Raw genomic sequence first — 17,996 nt, 5'->3', positions numbered from 1 at the left:
CAAGATGCGCGCATGGCACGTGCAACCCGCGAGATCGTCCTGCTGATCGCCGGCCTGGCGGCCCTGGGCGCGCTGCACGTCGCGCACGCACAGGACGTCACGATCTATCGCTGCATCGACGCCAAGGGCCACCTCACGCTGCGCGACACACCGTGCGAGAAGGACCAGAAACAAGAAGCGCGCACGATGGCGCGCCCGCAGGACGCACCGCGCAAACACGCCGCGCCTGCCGCCAACGAGCCGCCGCCGCAGCAGGACGAATACGAACAACCGCAGGTCGCCACGCGCGATACCTATCTCGCGCCGCCGCGCCCGATGTACGAATGCATCACGCCCGACGGCGTGAGTTACACCAGCGACACCGGCGACGGGAATCCGCGCTGGGTGCCGCTGTGGACGGTGGGTTACCCCGCCTTCAACCGGGTGGGCTCGGGAATGATCGGGCCGAGCTGGAGCGGACCGAGCAACTACAACGGCACCTACGTCCGCGACACCTGCTACATGCTGCCGCCCGCCGACGTGTGCGCGCGCACGCGCGACCGCCGCGACGAAGTGCGCACGCGCTTCTTCAACGCGATGCCCAGCGAGCGGGATGTGCTGCGCGTCGAGGAACGCAGCCTCAACGCGCGCCTGGACAACGATTGCGGCGGTCAATGACGTTTTCGTGTGGCACGCTTGCCGCATGAGCCGCGCCTCTTCCCTTGCCCTGTTCGCCTTGCTGTTGGCGCTGTCGCCTTTCGCCGGGCGGGACGCGCACGCAACCACGATCTACAAATGCACCGATGCCAAGGGCACGGTGACGATGCAGAACGACAAGCCGTGCGCACCGGGCGAGAAGCAGGAAGTGCGCACGATCGGCGAGCTGCCCACGGCGCCCGCGCCCGCACCGCGCGCGGAGACCGTGAAACCGCCGAGCGAGCCGCCCGCGGGCGCGTCCTTCGAACTCGTCCGCGGCCCGGCGACCGAGGCGCTGCCCGAATCGCAGGTGCCCGTGGCCGATCGCAAGCCGCCACCGCCCCTGTTCGAATGCAAGACCTGGGAAGCCAAGGTTTATCTCAGTGAAAGCGATACGCCCGAAGAGCGCTGCGCGCCCATGGACACCGTGGGCCTGAATGGCGGTGGTGGCGCCGGCCAAGCCTGCGAAATCAAACGCGATGTTTGCACCGCCCTCACCGACAAGGCGCTCTGCAGCGGTTGGCAGCGCCGCATCGACGAAGCGAAATTCCGCATGACTTACGCCGCGCCCGCCGACAAGGCGCAGCGCGAAGCCGATTTCGAGCGCCAACGCACTGCATTCATCGACAGCACGTGTCGCTGACACGGCGCTGAAACATTCCGTGCGTTGATGACGATTCGCGCCCGATGCGTGGATGAATTGCGCCGACTTACTATTTCTTGACCTGTACCACGCAACTTCCTAACTCACGCCTGCCTATGGTCGCTGTTCCCTCCCCCGAGCACCGAGGCGTACAGCATGGCGAACCAGACCCGCGGCACCAGCAATCGCGGATTCGCAAGCATGGATCCGGAAACGCAACGCAAGATCGCGCAGAAAGGCGGCGAAGCGGTGAGCCGCGATCGTGAACACATGTCGATGATCGGCCGGAAGGGCGGCGAAGCTTCCGGCGGCAACCGCGGCACCCAGAACACTCCGCAGAACGCGCCCCCCAACCAATTCGGCGGCAACGAACCCGGCGGTAACCGCTGAGCCACTGTTCGACCGACCACGCGAAGACGCCCGCGCATGCGGGCGTTTTCGTTCAGGGTTGTGCGGACTGCGCGCGCAGGCGCTCGTAGTACTTCCGCACGCACACGAAGCCCTGCCCGCCGATCACCATCTTCCCGTCGACCCACCGCACGGTGTGGCCGTCCCAGGCTTCTGCGCACCAATGGCGTTTCACCTGCGCCTGCTTCATGGCGGCGTTTTGACGTTGCGCGCGCGATTGCACGGGCACTGGCCGCGACGGACCCGGACCGGGCACCGGTTCGATCACGAAGATCTCGCCGTCCAGATCGGCGATGTACACGTTGCCCGACTCATCGGTTCCGAACGCGACAGGGTTGTCGATCACGCCCGCGTCCGGCGCGAACGTCGCATTGCGCAAGGTGAACAGGTCGCTCGTCACCGGCACGATCCCGTAGAGATCTTCGACCGGCAGCGACCACAGGTTGCCTTCGATGAAATCGGCGAACAGGTATTGGCCGCGCAACGACTCCACCGGCCCGCGATACACCACGCCGCCGATCACCGTGTTTCCCACGCGCGGTCCATTGCCATGCAGGTATTCGGCCGCGGGCAAGCGGTACGCCGGGCTGTCGGGGCCCTTGAAGGGCAGCGATCCCTCGCGCGCCGACCATCCGAAATTCACGCCCTGGTTGTCGTCGGGCCCGAGCATCACGTCGATTTCCTCGACCGCGGTTTCGCCGACGTCGCCGATGATCAGGCCGCCTTCGCCCGTGCCGCGCGGCCCGAAATCGAAGCTGGCGCGGAAGGGATTGCGCAGGCCCATCGCCCACACTTCCGGTGCGCCGCCTGCAACGGAGAACGGGTTGTCGGTCGGGATCGCGTAGTTGCGCGTGTCGTCGAGCGGGAAGTCGTCGTGCGTGACATCGATGCGCAGGATCTTGCCGAGCAAGGTATCGGGGTTCTGCCCGTTGTTGTCCGGATCGCCCGCGCCGCCGCCATCGCCGATCGCGATGTAGAGAAAGCCTGCTGCGTCGAACCCGATCCATCCACCGTTGTGGTTGATGCGCGGATGCGGTTGGCGAAGGATCACGCGCATCGTCGACGGATCGGCGACATCGTGGTTGGTCGCGCTCACCGTGTAGCGCCGCACTTCGATCGTGCCGACCGGGTCGGTCAGGAAGACGTAGAAGATGCCCGAGGTCGCGAAGTCCGGCGATGTCGCGAAGCCCAGCAGTCCGCGCTCGCCATTGGTCGAAACCTGGTCGTGCACGTCGAGGAAAGGCGTCGCCGCGAACGTGCCGGTATTCGGCGACAGGATGCGGATCAGGCCCGCAAGCTCGACAACGAAGACGCGCCCCGAACCATCGGGCACGGCCGCGACGAACACGGGGGAAGCCGCGCCCGCTACCACGCGCCGCACGCGGAACGCGATGCTGGCCCGATCGGTCACGGTGACGGTCAGCAGCATCTGCGATTCGACGATCCCATCGCTCACGCCGAGGACCACGCGATAGACGTTGTCGACACCGACGTCGGTGGGTGCTTCGAAATCCGGTGGCGCCGCGAACGACAACGCGCCGGCTGAGGTGATGCGGAACGCGGCCGCATCTTCACCGCCGGCAATGGAATAGCTGAGCGATTGCGCCTCCATGTCGGTGGCGGTGGCCGCGTAGAACGCGCCCGCCGTGTCTTCCTGCACGGAGACCGTACTGGGCGAAGTGAAGACGGGCGGCGCATTGCCGACGTTGATCGTGCCGCTGGTGCTGCCGCCGCCGCATGCGGCGATGGCGAGCGTGCCTGCAAGAACCATTGTCCTGGCGATGCGCAGCAGCATGGGCCCGACCTGTCTGGCGATGAGGCCGCAGGATGCCTGCCGATCCTGAAGCGGCAGGTGAAGCGACGCGCCGTTCGTCAGAAACCGTAGCGCAGGAATCCGCCGTCCACCGCGATGCACTCGCCGGTGACGTAGGACGCCGCCGGCAGGCACAGGAACGCGACCGCGGCGGCCACTTCCTCGGGTTCGCCGATGCGGCCCAGCGGCGTGCGCAGCAGCACCTCGTCGAGGTAATCGGGATCGGCGAGCTTGTCGTGCGTTCGCCGCGTGCGGATGTACCACGGCGCCACCGCGTTGACGCGGATGCCGTCCTCGGCCCATTCCACCGCGAGGTTCTTCGTCATCTGGTGCATCGCGGCCTTGCTCATGCCGTAGGGCGCGCCGCTGCGCACGTGCGTGAAGCCGGAGACGCTGCCGACGTTGACGATGCTCGACGCTGCGTGTTTCGTCAGCAGCGGATGGGCGTAACGCGAAAGCTCGAAGGCGGAGAACAGGTTGATCTCGAAGATCTTCCGCCACTCGTCTTCGGTGTAATCCACGGCCGCGCGGGTGAGATTGCCCCCGGCGTTGTTGACCAGGATGTGCAGGCCTTCGCCGAAGTCCTCGACCCAGTCGAGCAGTTCGCGGCGTTGGTCGTCTTCGGCGACATCGGCGACGAAGCCCTGGACGTCGCGATTGGGGAAGTCTTCGGACAGTTCGGCGCGCGTGGACTCCAGCGCCGCAGCATCGCGCGCGGCGAGCAACACGTCGGCGCCGAAGCCGAGGAGTTCGCGCGCGATCGCGCGGCCGATGCCGGCGCTCCCACCGGTCACCAGGGCGAGGTGTCCATCCAGCCGCCAGCGCTTCGGATCCATGCTGCCTGCCTCGTTTGCATCCGCCCGGGTCGGCGTAGGATAGCCGCTGACTTCCAATGGACGCCGCCGCGATGTCGCGAATCCTGGTTGCCGTGTTGTGCGTGCTGGCCCTGGGCGCTTGTTCCAAGCCCGAAAAGCCCGAGACCGAACGCCCGCCGGCCCCGCAGGCGGCGGCCAGCCTGCCGGATGCGGACACATGGAACGACGCGAGCAAGCGCGAGAAGCCCGCGACGGAACTCAGCGACGCGATCCAGCGGCCGATCAACAAGGCCAAGTCGGTCGAAGGCACCACGCTCGAGGCGGCCGACGAGCAACGCGCGGCCATCGATGCGCAGGAGCGGGGCGATGCCCCGCCGCCGTCGGATCAGTAACGACCGCGCGCGTCGCGCCTGACGCGTTTCAGAGTTCGCAGAAGCAGTACGCCAGCGCCTTCACCGGCGCACCCGGGCGGCGCTGGAGCGCGGCGTCGAGGAAACGCAGGTCCGCATCCATCTGCGGCACGCTGCGCGCGACGATCGCGCGTGCGACGCCTTGCGCGAAACCCGAGTCGCGCATCATCGTCGCGCCCGCGCGGCTGGAAACGAAGCCGGCGAAGAAGCGTTCGAACGGCGTGGCTTCGCGTTCGATGTAATGCACGTTGTAGGCGTCGGGCTTGCCGAGTTTCGCGCGCGCCGCTGCATCGGTGATCGCCGTCTGCAGCCCGCCGAAATCGTCGACCAGGCCGCGTTCGCGGGCCTGCGCGCCGGTCCACACGCGGCCACGTGCGATCGCATCGATCTCGTCGACCGAACGCTTGCGCGCCTGCGCCACGCGACCGGTGAAATCGCGATAGCCCTTGTCGATCACCGATTGCACGATGTCGCCGACGGCCGGATCCAGTTGGCGCGTGATGTCGAACGCACCGGCGAAACGCGTCGTGCCCACGCCGTCGGTGTGCACGCCGATCTTGTCCAGCGCGCGCGGCAGCGTCGGGATCACGCCGAAGATGCCGATCGAACCGGTGATGGTCGACGGATCGGCGTAGATGCGATCGGCGTTCATCGAGATCCAGTAACCGCCCGATGCGGCGAGGTCGCCCATCGAGACGACGACGGGTTTGCCGGCGGCTTTCAGCGCGACGACTTCGCGGCGGATCTGTTCCGAAGCGAAGACTTCGCCGCCGGGCGAATCCACGCGCAACACGACGGCCTTGACGTGTTCGTCGTCGCGCGCTTCGCGCAACAGCGCGGCGGTGGACACGCCACCGATGTGGCCCGGTGGCTTCTCGCCACCTTCGATTTCGCCCTCGGCGACGACGACGGCCACCTGCGGGCGCAGGTCGGTCGACGGCAGCGTGGTGTCGATGTGGCGCAGGTAGGTTTCGAACGCGACCTGGCGGAAACCGCCTTCGGCATCGGCGTCGGCGACGCCGCGTTCGGTGAGCAGGCGGTCGACTTCCTCTTCGGTCTTCAACCCGTCGACGAGCTTCTGCTGCAGCGCATAGCGACCGAGATCACCGCGCGCGGCGGCGAGGCCTTCGGGCAGCGTGTCGATGCCGGCGGCGAGTTGCTGCGCGGACAGGTCGCGCGCCTTGGCGACGTCGCCGAGGTAGCGCTGCCACACATCGTTCATCCAGTACAGGTCGGCTTCCTTCGCCTGCGGCGACGCGGCGTCGAGCACGTAGGGCTCGGCGGCCGACTTGTATTCGCCGACCTTGAACAGATGCACGTCGACGCCGAGCTTGTCCTGCAAACCTTCGCGGTAGTACTGGCGATAACGGTCGAGGCCTTCGAGCACCAGGCCGCCCATCGGATCCAGGTACACCTCGTTGGCCTGCGCGGCGAGCAGGTATTGCTCCTGCATGAAGCTTTCGCCGAACGCGACGACTTGCTTGCCCGACGCGCGCACCTTCGCCAGCGCCGCGGCCAGTTCGCGCAGCGATGCATAACCGGTGGGCTGCAGGCGGTCGAAGCGTACGAAGACGCGCTCGATGCGCTTGTCGGTCGCCGCGGCGTCGAGCGCGCGCAGCAAGTCGCGCAACTGCACTTCCTCGTTGCCGCCATCGCCCATCGCCTTCGACAGCGCGCGGCTGGCGATGTCGGTGCTGTACTGCTCGACCAGTCGGCCTTCCGGTGCGATCACCAGTGTCGTGCGGTCGTTCAGCGGCGCCAGCGAACCGCCGGAGAAGGCGAACATCAGGAACAGGATCAACAGCGCGAAGAACACCAGGTTGAACACCAGGCGCCGCGTGAAATTCATGGCGTCCCAGATGCCCACGATGGCGCGGGCGATGGGGCCACGACGGCTGGGTTCGTTCATTGCGGTGGAGCTCCTTGAAAGGGGTGCGCCGGGGCGGTCGCCCGGAGAATGCGACAGGTTAGCGGCAGGCGTGTGTGGACTTCATGCGCCGTCGGTCATGGCGACGATTCGCTGACCGTGCCTGCGTTCATGGGGACACGGCGCGAGGAGCGCAAGAAGCGCGTGGACAACAGGACGGCCGCGGTCGTGAGGCCGACGATCAGCCCGACCCACATGCCTTGCGGGCCCCAGCGCAGCCCCAGCCCCAGGCCCGCGCCGAGCGGCATGCCGACCCCCCAATAGGCGAGTGCGGCGAGCAGCATCGGGCGGCGCGTGTCGCGCAGGCCGCGCAAGGCGCCGGCCGAGAGCACCTGCACGCCGTCGGGGAACTGGAAGGCGGCCGCATACAACAGCAGCGTCGCCGCCAACGCGGCCACGGTCGTGTCCGCGGTGTAGAGCCCGGCGAGCGCGTGGTTGCCGAACAACAGCAGGAGGCCCGACACCGCCTGGGTGGCGAACATCAGCACGAAACCAGCGAAGGCCGCGCGGCGCAGGCCGTCGCGATCGCCACGGCCCAGCGCATGGCCCACGCGGACCGTGGTCGCCTCGGCCAGGCCGAAGGGAATCATGAAGCACAGGCTCGCGACGTTGATCGCGATCTGGTGCGCCGCCACTTCCACGCCGCCGAGCCGCCCGATGAGCAACGCGGTCACGATGAACAAGCTGCCTTCCATCATCACGGTCACGCCGATGGGCAAGCCGGTGGCGAGCAGGTTGCGCAAGTCGGGCCAGCGCGGTCCTTCGAATTGCGCGAACAAACGCAGCGATTCGAAACGTTTCGAACGCCGCAGATACAACGCGAACGCGATCGCCTGCGCCCACATCATCGCCGCCGACGCCAGCCCCAGCCCGCCCGCGCCGAGTTCCGGCAATCCCCCGACGCCCCACGTGAGGGCGTAGCCCAGGGGCACGAGCACCACCAGGCCGCCGAAGCCGAGCACCATCGTCGGCAGCGTCCAATGCAGGCCGTCGCTGAGATAGCGCATGCACAGGTACAGCGTCAGCGCCGGCACGCCCCAGCGGATGCCATGCAGGAATGCGACCGCGCCAGGGCGGATTTCCGGCGCGATGCCCATCGGTTCCAGCGCGATGGTCACCACGCTCAGGAAGGCGAACAACACCACGCCGAGCATCGCCGCCAACCACAGCGCCTGGCGGAACAGGGGCGCGATCTCGTGGCGTCGCCCCGCGCCATCCAGTTGCGACACCGCGGGCGGGAAGGCCATCAGCGTCCCCATCGGCACCATCATCGGCAGCCAGAACAACGCCGTGCCCACGGCGACGGCCGCGAGCGTGCGCGTGCCGTGGTGGCCGGCGATCACGCTGTCGACGAAACCGATCAGGCCGGTCGACAGGTGGCCGAGGACGAGGGGCACGGCGAGGGTCGCGCTGGTGCGCAGTTCCCGCGCGAACGGAGGCTGGGGAGGCATCGCAAGGGCTTGATCGGGAAGGGGCGCGGGGATTTTTGGGCGCCGCGTACTATCTTAGCCGCCAGACGGGGAGCCTCATGGGCAGCGAGATGACGAACACCAGCGCCGCCGCGCCGCCCAGGCCGACGTGCCAGAACTGCGGGGTTCCGCTGCTGGGCGAGCACTGCCACGCCTGCGGCCAGCCGGTGAAGGGCCTGGTGCGCCACTTCAGCAGCATCATGGGCGACCTGCTGGACACGGTCTTCAACATCGACGCGCGCGTGTTCCGCACGCTGTGGCCGCTGTTCACCAAGCCCGGTTGCCTGTCGCTGGAATATTTCTCCGGCCATCGCATCCGCTATGTCAGCCCGGTGCGCCTGTTCGTGTTCATCAGCATCGTGACGTTCTTCGTCGCGCAGTTGTCGGTCGACTTCAGCGGCATGAAGGTGGGCTTCGACGGCGGCGGCGACCAGGAGATCGCGAAGGCGACCACCGTCGCGCAGGTCAACGCGCGCCGCGACGGGGCGGTGCGGGAACTCGAAAAGGCGCGGAAGGAAACCGCGGAGACGCCGGGCGTGAGCGTGGGCCTGGATGCAGCGAAGACCGCGATCAACAAGCAGGCCGACCGCCGCATCGCGATGCTGGAAGCCGCGTCCAAGGCCGGTCGCCCGCCGCCGCCGCCGGGCGTGACCTCACCCGACGGCGACGAGGCCGACGACGACATCTCCTTCAACGGCAAGCCCTGGGATCCGGTCAAGAACCCGGTGCACTTGAATTGGCTGCCCGCCCCCGCCAATCGGAAACTCAACGAAATGGCCGGCCATTTCCGCGACAATGTGCGCCGAGGCGAGAAGGACCCGAACCTCATCAAGGATGCGGTGCTGAGCACGGTGCCCACGGCACTGATCGTGATGCTGCCGTTGTTCGCGCTGATGTTGAAGATCGCCTACGCCTTCAAGCGCAGGCTGTACATGGAACACCTGATCGTCGCCCTGCACAGCCATGCCTTCCTCTGCCTGGCCTTGCTGGTGATGTTCGGATTGATGGCGCTCCAGGATTCGCTCGGCGCCGTCGCTTCCCCGTTCCACTCCCTCATCAAGCTGGGCGAGGTGGGGCTGGGGATCTGGATGCCGCTGTACCTGCTCATCATGCAGAAACGTGTCTACGGTCAAGGCTGGATCATGACCCTGTTGAAATACTGCGTGCTGGGCCTTTGTTATTCCGTCCTGCTCAGCATCGGTGCCGCGTTCACCATGCTGGCGGGCCTTGTCTGGATGTGAAATGGTCGTTTACGAAGTCAACCTGGAATTCGACGTCGCCATCGCCGGCCCCTACCGCGAGTGGCTCGCCGCGCACGTGCAGGAATTGCTCGCGCTGCCCGGCTTCCTCTCGGCGCAGGTGCACGATGTCGTCGATCCCTTGCCCACCGCAGGCCGCCAGGGCTTGTGCGTGCGTTACATGGTGAGCGACCTGGGCGCGCTCGAAACCTACCAGCGCGAACATGCGCCGCGCCTGCGCGCCGAAGGGCTGTCGCGCTTCGGCGAGGAAGGCGTGCGCTATCGGCGCCGCATCCTGCGGGACGTGGCGCTGTAACCGAGCCGTTACTGCGCCAGGCGCACCTGCAACCACGCGGTGCGCTGGGCATCGGCGGTCGACAACAAGGCTTGCACCAGGGCCGCGCGGTCCTGTGGCGGCACGCGTTGCGCGAGTACCGACAGGTCGGCGCGCTGCGCGTTGTCCATCCGGCGCAACAAACGCAACATCGGCGCGTGCTGCGCTTCGGGCAGTTGCGCGAGCAGGGCGTGCAACTTCGGGTAGTCGCCGCCGATCGCCGGGCCCAGCAACCATCCGCGTTGCGCGATCGGATCGAGCGCGTCGAATTGCGCGCGCAGCGCCGCCTGTTCCTCCGGCGTGCGATGCGCGAAGGCCTGCACGGCGCTCTCGATCGCTTCGGCCGACACCGGATCCAGCGCGCGCCACGCGGCGTAGCGTTCGCGCAGGCGCACCCGCGTTGGCCACGGCTGCGCATCCCATTGCGCCGCGCGTTGCTGGAAATCGCGGCGTTGCGTCGGCGAGAAGGCCTGCCATAGCGACGCCTGGTCGCGCAGGTCCTGCTGCAGCGGTGCGGGAACGCGCGCGATCGCCGAGCTCGTCGATTCGGGCAGCGTGATGCTGCGCGGGATCGGCAGCGGCGTCGCGTGCGGCGGTGCGACGAATGCCGGCGCCGGTTCGGCGAGCGCTGCGGCCGGCACGACGGCCGGCTCCGGCTTCGCCTGCGCGGACGCATCGGCGGCCGGCTGCACCGCGAGCGTCGCGGCATACCAGGCGAAGAAGGGGAATTCGTCGGCGCGGCGCACGCCGTCGGGATCGGCGATCGCGAGGAAATCGCGATGCGTCCATGCCGCGAGGTCCCCGTCGTAGCGCGCGATGGGTTCGTCGGCAGGCGGCAAGGTCGTGCTGCGCACGAGCTCCCCGCGGAAGGGCAAGGCGTCGAACCACTGCGGACGGAGCAGGACGATCGCACCGATGCCTGCCGCCAGCGCGACGAGGGCGCCGATCGCGAACCTGCGCCGCGCTGGCGCGCGCGCGGGGACCGATGGCGGTGTCGGCGCCGCCGGCATCGCGCGGGGCGCCTGCGGCGGCGCATGCAGCCGCGCGAGACGTTCGGCCGACATCCCTTCGGTGGCCGCGCGCACGTCGGCGACCCAGACCTGCCAAGCCTCGCGATCGGGCGTGCCATCTTCGCGATAGGGCACCGCGCGCTGCAGCGCTTCGCGATACGCGTCGGCCGAAACGCCCAGCGCCGCGGCCGCATCGTCCATCTCCAGCGCGGCCACCAGGCGCAACAGCAGCGCCGCGCGCGGCCCGTTGCCCAGCGACGCCAGCGACGACCAGGTGGACGGCCATGCGGCTTCGGCGGCGGGGCGGCGCAGGTCCGGCGCGGCGAGCAACATCGACCAGAAGGCGACCGGCCAGGTCGCCATCGGCGACTCCGGCGCGATCCGCGTGAAGGCGCGCAAGACGGCGGCGACGGCCGCATCACCGCGATCGGCCGATCCGCATTGCAGGACTGCGAATACGGCGGCGCGGCGTTCGACCCCGCGCAGGAAGGCCGCCGGCGCACCCGTCGCCGTGCTGCCTGGTGACGACGTGCTGGTCATTCTTGCGGCGTACTCATCGGCTTGGATGATAGCCACGCAGCGCCCGCGAATGCGATCCGCAACGCGCGTTAAAAATGTCTTGACGAACGGTCAACGCGCCGCTCCTCCAAGCCCCGCGCGGCTTTCGTCGAAAACGGTTGTGCACAGCGATAACAGGAACGTCACATTGGCGCCCCGCGGGGTGCGACGCGTCCGTGTTGCAACTTGGTTTCACGCCCAAGGCATTGATTCTGCAGGCTTCTTATGGGATGGCACTTTTTTCACCATCGTAGAGTTAATTCGCATTTTTTGCCTTGCCCAGTGCTTTGGAATCGCGCCATGCACAGATTTATCCACAGATCGTGTGGATAAGGACGAAAGGCGTTACGTGCCAATCACTTGCATGACTTACGTCACGAACACGGAAACAATTTCCGGCAAACCGATGGTGGGATTGCGGGACACCTTGGGAGACGCATTCATGTCGCTTGCTGCGCGCGCTTAGACTGCACGCGATGTCCTCCGACGACACCGTCTTGCGTGTGGCCTTGCCCGTGCCGCTGGCTCGACTGTTCGACTATCGCGCGCCCGATGGCGCGAGCGTCGACAGCGTGCAGGTGGGCGCGCGCGTGCGCGTGCCCTTCGGTCCGCGCGAACTCATCGGTGTCATCGCCGATGTCGGGCCGGTCGATGCGGACGCGCGCGAAACCAGGTCGGCATTGGCCGTGCTCGATCAAACCCCGTTGCTCCACGGCGAACTGCTCGACTCGCTGCGCTGGTTGTCGCGCTACGCGCATGCGCCACTTGGCGAGGTACTCGCCACCGCGCTGCCCGCGGCCTTGCGCCAGGGCGGGCCGCTGCCGGATACCGATGAGATCGTCTGGCGCCTGGTCGCGGGCGCCTCGCACGACAAGCTCAAGCGCGACGCGATGCCACATCGCGTGGCGGCTTTGCTCGCCCAGCGCGATCGAAGCGAAGACGAACTCGACGATGCCCTGCCGGGCTGGCGCACCGCCGCACGCGCACTGTCGGCGAAAGGCCTGGCCGAATCGCTCCGCACCACGCCTGCGCGCAGTGCGGTCGGCGGCACGCCGGGCCCGGCGCTCAACGACGAACAACGCATCGCCGTCGACGCGATCCAGGCGCAGGCCGGTTTCGGCGCCGTGCTGCTCGAAGGCGTAACCGGCAGCGGCAAGACCGAGGTCTACCTGCAGGCGATCGCCGACTGTCTCGCGCGCGGGCGGCAGGCGCTCGTGCTCGTTCCGGAAATCGGATTGACGCCGCAGACGCTCGCGCGTTTCCGCGCGCGGCTCGGCATCGACGTGCACGCGCTCCACTCGGGCCTCAACGACAACGCGCGCGCGCGCGTCTGGGCGGCTGCTTCGCGCGGAGAAGCGCGCGTGATCGTGGGCACGCGCTCGGCGGTGTTCATTCCGCTGCCCGAGGCAGGCCTGATCGTCGTCGACGAAGAGCACGACGGCAGTTACAAACAGCAGGACGGCATCCGCTATCACGCGCGCGACTTCGCGCTGGTCCGCGGCAAGGCGCTCGGCGTGCCGGTGGTCCTGGGCAGCGCGACGCCGTCGCTGGAAACGCTCCACAACGCGCAGGCAGGGCGATACACGCATGTGCGCCTTTCCAAGCGCGCAGGCGATGCGAAACCCCCGAACGTGCGCGTCCTCGACGTACGCAAGCGTGCGCTCGATGCGGGGCTTTCCACGGAGTTGCTGGCGAAGATCCGCGCGACCGTCGACGCCGGCGGCCAGGTGCTCGTCTTCCGCAATCGGCGCGGCTATGCGCCGGTGCTGTTGTGCCACGACTGCGGCTGGAGCGCGGCGTGCAAGCGCTGCAGCACCCCCGATCAACCGCGCCCGATGACGGTGCATGCCGGTGGACGTCGGCTGCAATGCCACCATTGCGGCGCGCGCCAGCCTTCGCCGATGGCGTGTCCGGATTGCGGTGGCCTGGCTTTGCAACCGCAGGGCGTGGGCACCGAACGCCTGGAGGAACGCCTCGTCGAGTTGTTCCCCGACGTGCCCGTGTTGCGCGTGGATCGCGGCAGCACGCGCAAGCGCGACGCGCTGGAATCGCTGCTGGCGCAACTCGGCGATCGTCCCGGCATCCTCGTGGGCACGCAGATGCTCGCCAAGGGCCACGATCTGCCGAACCTCACGCTCGTCGCGGTGGTCGGCATCGACGAAGGCCTGTTTTCCGCGGATTTCCGCGCGGGCGAAAAACTCGCGCAGTTGCTGATCCAGGTCGCCGGACGCGCGGGCCGTGCGCATCGCGCGGGCGAAGTGTGGTTGCAGACGCACCATCCGACGCATCCGTTGTTGCAGACGCTGATCGCGGGTGGTTATCGCGCCTTCGCCGATGCCGAACTCGCCGAGCGCGAAGCCGCGGGGTTCCCGCCGTTCGCGCACCTGGCGTTGCTGCGTGCCGAGGCGAAATCCGCCGATCCGAATACGCGCTTCCTGGCGTTGGCGAAGGCGTGCATCGAGGATGCGCGCATTGCCGGCGTCGAGGTGTTCGGCCCCCTGCCGGCGCCGATGCCGCGGCGTGCGGGATTCCAGCGCGCGCAACTGCTCGTATCGGCCCCGCAGCGGCGCGCGCTGCACGCGGCGCTCGACGCCGCGTTGCCCGCGCTGCGCGATGCGCCCGAAGGCAAGCGCGTGCGCTGGTCGCTCGACGTGGACCCGGTCGACCTCTACTGATCGGCGCACGCTTGCGCCAGAATGCGCGCAACGACGGAAACAGCAGGACGCGATGGCCGACGTGCCGCATGTCGTGATCGTGGGAGGCGGCTTCGCCGGCCTGTGGGCGACGCGTGCGCTGGCAAGCGCGCCCGTGCGCATCACGCTGCTGGATCGCGGCAACCATCACCTGTTCCAACCCCTGCTCTACCAGGTGGCCACCGCCGGCCTGTCGGCACCGGACATCGCCGCGCCGCTGCGCCACATCCTGCGCGGGCAGCGCAACGTCACCGTGCTGATGGGCGAGGCAGTCGGCATCGACAAGGCCGCGCGCAGCGTGCAGCTCGCCAACGGCACGTCGATCGCCTACGACACGCTGCTCGTGTGCACGGGCGCGACGCACGCGTATTTCGGCCACGACGAATGGGCGCCGCACGCGCCCGGCCTGAAGACGCTCGACGACGCGCTCGCGATCCGCCGCCGCATCCTCACTGCCTTCGAACGCGCCGAAGCCGAGTCCGACCCCGCGCGGCGCGCCGCGCTGCTCACCTTCGCCGTCGTCGGCGGTGGCCCGACGGGCGTCGAAATGGCGGGCACGCTCGCGGAAATCGCGCGCCACACGCTGCGCAAGGAATTCCGCAACATCGATCCGGGCAACGCGCGCGTGATGCTGCTCGAAGCGGGACCGCGCGTACTCGCAACGTTCCCCGAACAACTTTCGGCGAAGGCGGCGCGTTCGCTCGCGCGCCTGGGCGTGGACGTGCGCACGGGCGTTCCGGTGTCGCGCATCGATGCGTCGGGATTCGTCCTCGGCGAAGAACGCATCGACGCACACACGGTGTTGTGGGCCGCGGGCGTTGCGGCGTCGCCGCTGGCGCGCACGCTCGACGTGCCGCTGGATCGCGCCGGACGCGTGTCGGTCGAACCGGACCTCACCTTGCCCGGCCATCCGGAGATCTTCGTCGCAGGCGACCTGGCGACGGTGAAGTGGGGCGAACGCCTGGTCCCCGGCGTCGCACCGGCGGCCAAGCAGATGGGCAATTACGTCGCGCGCGTGATTCGTGCGCGATTGGCGAGCAAACCCGCGCCGCCGGCCTTCGGCTACAAGGACTACGGGAACCTCGCCACGATCGGCCGCCGCGCCGCGGTCGTCGATCTGCACGGCTTCCGCTTCTCAGGCTACTTCGCGTGGGCGTTCTGGCTGATCGCGCACGTGTTCTTCCTGATCGGTTTCCGCAACCGCGTGGTCGTGCTGCTCGACTGGGCGGTGGCGTACTGGACCTACCAGCGCAACGCGCGGATCGTGCTGGGCCGCGAGCAGAAATAAAAAAAAAACGGCGCCTCGAGGGCGCCGTTTTTCTTCAATGCTACGCGAGTCGCGTTACGCGGTGAACAACGCCCGCATCTTCTTCAGCGCGTTCGCTTCGACCTGGCGGATGCGCTCGGCCGACACGCCGTATTCGTCGGCCAGTTCCTGCAGCGTCACCTTGCTGTCGGGATCCAGCCAGCGGCGCTTGACGATGTCGCGCGAGCGCGCATCCAGGCGGGACATGCCTTCGCGCAGCAGTTCGAGCTGGTTGTCTTCGCTGTCGGCGCGCTCGTAGGCCATCGACGGGTCTTCGTCGTTCGCCATCAGGTACGACACCGGCGCGGGCGGCATGTGGTCTTCGTCGCCGCTGTCGCTCGGTGCATCGAAGCCGATGTCGCGGCCGGACAGGCGCGACTCCATCTCCATCACTTCGCGTTCGGAGACCTTCAGGTCGGCTGCGACGGCACGCACTTCCTCGGCATTCATCCAGCCCAGGCGCGTCTTGCTCTTGCGCAGGTTGAAGAACAACTTGCGCTGCGCCTTGGTCGTGGCGACCTTGACGATGCGCCAGTTCTTCAGGATGTACTCGTGCATCTCGGCGCGGATCCAATGCACCGCGAAGCTCACCAGGCGCACGCCGACCGCGGGGTCGAAACGCTTCACCGCCTTCATCAGGCCGATGTTGCCTTCCTGGATCAGGTCGCCGATCTGCAGGCCGTAACCGTTGTAGCCGCGCGCGACGTGCACGACGAAGCGCAGGTGCGACAGCACGAGTTGGCGGGCCGCATCGAGGTCTTCGCCGTCGCGGAAGCGGTGCGCGAGCGCCTGCTCTTCTTCGACGCTGAGGACGGGGATCTGGTGCACCGCACCGATGTACGCGTCCAGCGAGCCCAAGGCACTGGGGATCGGGAGGTTGTTCGCGACGAGGGCGGTGGAAATCGGGTTCTGGGTCATGGCAGGGATTCTAGCAATGGCCTTCTTGGATACAACGGGGTAGGAAAAGTTCGCAGTGTTGCATTCATGCAACAAACGCCGGTCCTGGGCCGATACGCCGCGGACCTTCGTATGCCACACCGGGTGTCGGCGATCCGTCAGGCCGACAGGCCCGCGATTGCCTTCGAAACTCCCCTTCACACGGATTGGGGACGCTTTTGCGGGCCACAAGGGCCGCGGGCCAATGGAAAAGAGAGTGCGCACGCGTGGACCGGGCCGCTGCGGAAAAGTTCCTGAACTCGCCGGTTCTGTATTCAGGAAGCGTTCGTAACGAAATTGTAAGGATTGCCGCCGCTGAGCTTCCCGACCAAACAAGGGAAGCAGGCACATCCCCCAATGATCGTTGGAGTTTTCGCATGAAGCGTTCCTTCCTCCTCCTGGCCGTCCTCGCGGCCGCGCCGTTCGCCGCCTCGGCCGCCGACGGCATTTCCTGGAACTACGTCCAGGGTGGCTACGTCGCCACCGACCCGAATCACTCCGGCCTCGACGCCGACGGCTTCGGCCTCGACGGCTCGGTCGCCATCCACGACAACTTCCACCTCTTCGGCGGCTGGCAGAACCAGGACTTCAAGGACATCAACGGCGACTTCGACCAGTACCGTTTCGGCGTCGGCTACAACCACACCATCGCGCCGAAGATCGACCTGGTCACGCGCGTGGCCTACGAGAAGCTCGATGCGGGCGCGAACCTCGACATCGACGGTTACAGCACCGAAGTCGGCGTGCGCGGCGCTGCGAACGACATGTTCGAAGGCTATGCGATGGCCGGTTGGGAAGACTTCGAGCGCGTGGACGGCGACTTCTACGGCAAGGTCGGTGCGCAGGTGAAGTTCAACCAGAACTGGGGCCTGGCCGGCGACATCAAGTTCATCGAAGGCGGCGACAAGCAGTACTTCATCGGCCCGCGCTTCACCTGGTAATCGCAGCACCGGATTCGCGCTGCAGTCTCCCCCTCCTCCAGCAGCGCGATGCGAAGCCCGGCGAAAGCCGGGCTTCTTTTTTGTGCGCCCGCTTCCGGTCACTCCCCCATCAGTCATCTACGACAAGCGTTGCCGTTTTGTTACGGTGCGCGCCGCCGCCGGGGAGGCGGCGTTTTTTCAACCAAGGCTGGGGAACAAATGAAGAAGCAGCTTCTCGCGGCGGCCGTGCTGGCCTTCGCATCGTTCGGCGCGTGCGCGCAGGACATCACGCCGAGCAACCTGACGTCGGTTTCGTGGACCTACGTCGAAGTGGGCGCGGCCCGCACGTCGCTCGACGATTCCGGCTTTTCGATCGATTTCGACGGCTGGAACGTCCGCGGTTCGGTCGACGTCGCCGATGAGTACCACGTGTTCGGCGGGTTCCAGGAGACGAAGAACAACGAGACCGTCGACTTCGACCTGAAGGAAGCGCAACTCGGCATCGGCTGGCATCCGAAGATCTCGGCCAATGCCAACGCCGTGGTCGAATTGAGCTGGATCCGCCAGGACCTGTCGGCCGACTTCCTGGGCGTGGACGTCGACGACGAACAGGACAATCTCTACCGCGTGTCGGCGGGCCTGCGTGGCGCGCTCGGCGAACACTTCGTGGGCAGCCTGAAGGCCAATTACACCGACTCCAACGATTGGCACACCGACGGCGAGTTCGGTGGCACCGGGGGTGCGGAAGTGCGCTTCAACCACACGTGGTCGCTCGTGGGCGAAGCCGACGTCGGCGAACACCAGGAACACTATTCGGTGGGCGTGCGCGCGTCGTTCTGAT

The 17,996-nt window shown here is 67.5% G+C and carries 16 protein-coding genes; 10 read left to right on the top strand and 6 right to left on the bottom strand.

Features of this window, described 5'->3' with window-relative positions:
- Positions 1-12: 12 nt before the first annotated feature.
- The 3 genes from AC1DOM_RS01530 (at position 13) to AC1DOM_RS01520 (ending at position 1,708) form a co-directional block, all read left to right on the top strand.
- Complete coding sequence (locus AC1DOM_RS01530; RefSeq protein WP_498959533.1) at positions 13-657, top strand: DUF4124 domain-containing protein; 645 nt, start codon at positions 13-15, stop codon at positions 655-657.
- A gap of 25 nt (positions 658-682) precedes the next feature.
- The gene (locus tag AC1DOM_RS01525; protein WP_498959531.1) at positions 683-1,318 is read left to right on the top strand and encodes a DUF4124 domain-containing protein; all 636 of its coding nucleotides are present in this window, start codon (positions 683-685) and stop codon (positions 1,316-1,318) included.
- Positions 1,319-1,474: 156 nt separating this feature from the next.
- Positions 1,475-1,708 (top strand): KGG domain-containing protein, encoded by a 234-nt coding sequence (locus tag AC1DOM_RS01520; RefSeq protein ID WP_498959529.1) that lies wholly within the window; start codon positions 1,475-1,477, stop codon positions 1,706-1,708.
- Positions 1,709-1,760: 52 nt separating this feature from the next.
- On the opposite strand, the gene AC1DOM_RS01515 is transcribed toward AC1DOM_RS01520, so the two are convergent.
- Positions 1,761-3,521, bottom strand: a complete 1,761-nt coding sequence (locus tag AC1DOM_RS01515) for a PQQ-dependent sugar dehydrogenase (RefSeq protein ID WP_498959527.1) — start codon at positions 3,519-3,521, stop codon at positions 1,761-1,763.
- Between the two features lie 77 nt (positions 3,522-3,598).
- Positions 3,599-4,375, bottom strand: coding sequence for an SDR family oxidoreductase (locus AC1DOM_RS01510; RefSeq protein ID WP_498959525.1), 777 nt, complete (start codon positions 4,373-4,375; stop codon positions 3,599-3,601).
- 56 nt (positions 4,376-4,431) lie between these two features.
- On the opposite strand from AC1DOM_RS01510, the gene AC1DOM_RS01505 reads away from it, so the two are divergent.
- Positions 4,432-4,746 carry a hypothetical protein gene (locus AC1DOM_RS01505; RefSeq protein ID WP_498959523.1) on the top strand — a complete coding sequence of 105 codons (315 nt, stop codon included), beginning with the start codon at positions 4,432-4,434 and terminating at the stop codon, positions 4,744-4,746.
- A 28-nt stretch (positions 4,747-4,774) separates the two neighbouring features.
- Here AC1DOM_RS01505 and sppA read toward each other — a convergent pair whose 3' ends face one another.
- Both sppA and AC1DOM_RS01495 read right to left on the bottom strand, forming a co-directional pair.
- Positions 4,775-6,673, bottom strand: coding sequence for a signal peptide peptidase SppA (sppA, locus tag AC1DOM_RS01500; RefSeq protein WP_498959521.1), 1,899 nt, complete (start codon positions 6,671-6,673; stop codon positions 4,775-4,777).
- A gap of 95 nt (positions 6,674-6,768) precedes the next feature.
- Positions 6,769-8,142, bottom strand: coding sequence for an MATE family efflux transporter (locus AC1DOM_RS01495; RefSeq protein ID WP_498959519.1), 1,374 nt, complete (start codon positions 8,140-8,142; stop codon positions 6,769-6,771).
- A gap of 89 nt (positions 8,143-8,231) precedes the next feature.
- On the opposite strand from AC1DOM_RS01495, the gene AC1DOM_RS01490 reads away from it, so the two are divergent.
- Complete coding sequence (locus AC1DOM_RS01490; protein WP_498959518.1) at positions 8,232-9,401, top strand: DUF3667 domain-containing protein; 1,170 nt, start codon at positions 8,232-8,234, stop codon at positions 9,399-9,401.
- 1 nt (position 9,402) lies between these two features.
- Complete coding sequence (locus AC1DOM_RS01485; protein ID WP_498959516.1) at positions 9,403-9,714, top strand: DUF4286 family protein; 312 nt, start codon at positions 9,403-9,405, stop codon at positions 9,712-9,714.
- 8 nt (positions 9,715-9,722) lie between these two features.
- Here the strand turns inward: AC1DOM_RS01485 and AC1DOM_RS01480 are convergent, their stop codons facing one another.
- Positions 9,723-11,282, bottom strand: coding sequence for a DUF3106 domain-containing protein (locus tag AC1DOM_RS01480; protein WP_498959514.1), 1,560 nt, complete (start codon positions 11,280-11,282; stop codon positions 9,723-9,725).
- A gap of 494 nt (positions 11,283-11,776) precedes the next feature.
- On the opposite strand from AC1DOM_RS01480, the gene AC1DOM_RS01475 reads away from it, so the two are divergent.
- Complete coding sequence (locus tag AC1DOM_RS01475) at positions 11,777-13,975, top strand: primosomal protein N' (RefSeq protein ID WP_498959512.1); 2,199 nt, start codon at positions 11,777-11,779, stop codon at positions 13,973-13,975.
- A gap of 52 nt (positions 13,976-14,027) precedes the next feature.
- Positions 14,028-15,281: an NAD(P)/FAD-dependent oxidoreductase gene (locus AC1DOM_RS01470; protein ID WP_498959511.1), complete on the top strand. Its 1,254-nt coding sequence runs from the start codon at positions 14,028-14,030 to the stop codon at positions 15,279-15,281.
- Between the two features lie 54 nt (positions 15,282-15,335).
- On the opposite strand, the gene rpoH is transcribed toward AC1DOM_RS01470, so the two are convergent.
- On the bottom strand, positions 15,336-16,217 hold the full coding sequence (gene rpoH, locus AC1DOM_RS01465; RefSeq protein WP_498959509.1) for an RNA polymerase sigma factor RpoH: 882 nt from the start codon (positions 16,215-16,217) through the stop codon (positions 15,336-15,338).
- A 395-nt stretch (positions 16,218-16,612) separates the two neighbouring features.
- On the opposite strand from rpoH, the gene AC1DOM_RS01460 reads away from it, so the two are divergent.
- Positions 16,613-17,176 (top strand): outer membrane beta-barrel protein, encoded by a 564-nt coding sequence (locus AC1DOM_RS01460; protein ID WP_498959507.1) that lies wholly within the window; start codon positions 16,613-16,615, stop codon positions 17,174-17,176.
- Positions 17,177-17,374: 198 nt separating this feature from the next.
- Positions 17,375-17,995: a hypothetical protein gene (locus AC1DOM_RS01455; RefSeq protein WP_498959505.1), complete on the top strand. Its 621-nt coding sequence runs from the start codon at positions 17,375-17,377 to the stop codon at positions 17,993-17,995.
- The last annotated feature ends 1 nt before the right edge of the window (position 17,996 follow it).

The organism is Lysobacter sp. P5_B12, assembly GCF_056400425.1.
The sequence above is the reverse complement of the archived record's forward strand: the minus strand, read 5'-3'. Positions and strand labels throughout refer to the sequence as shown.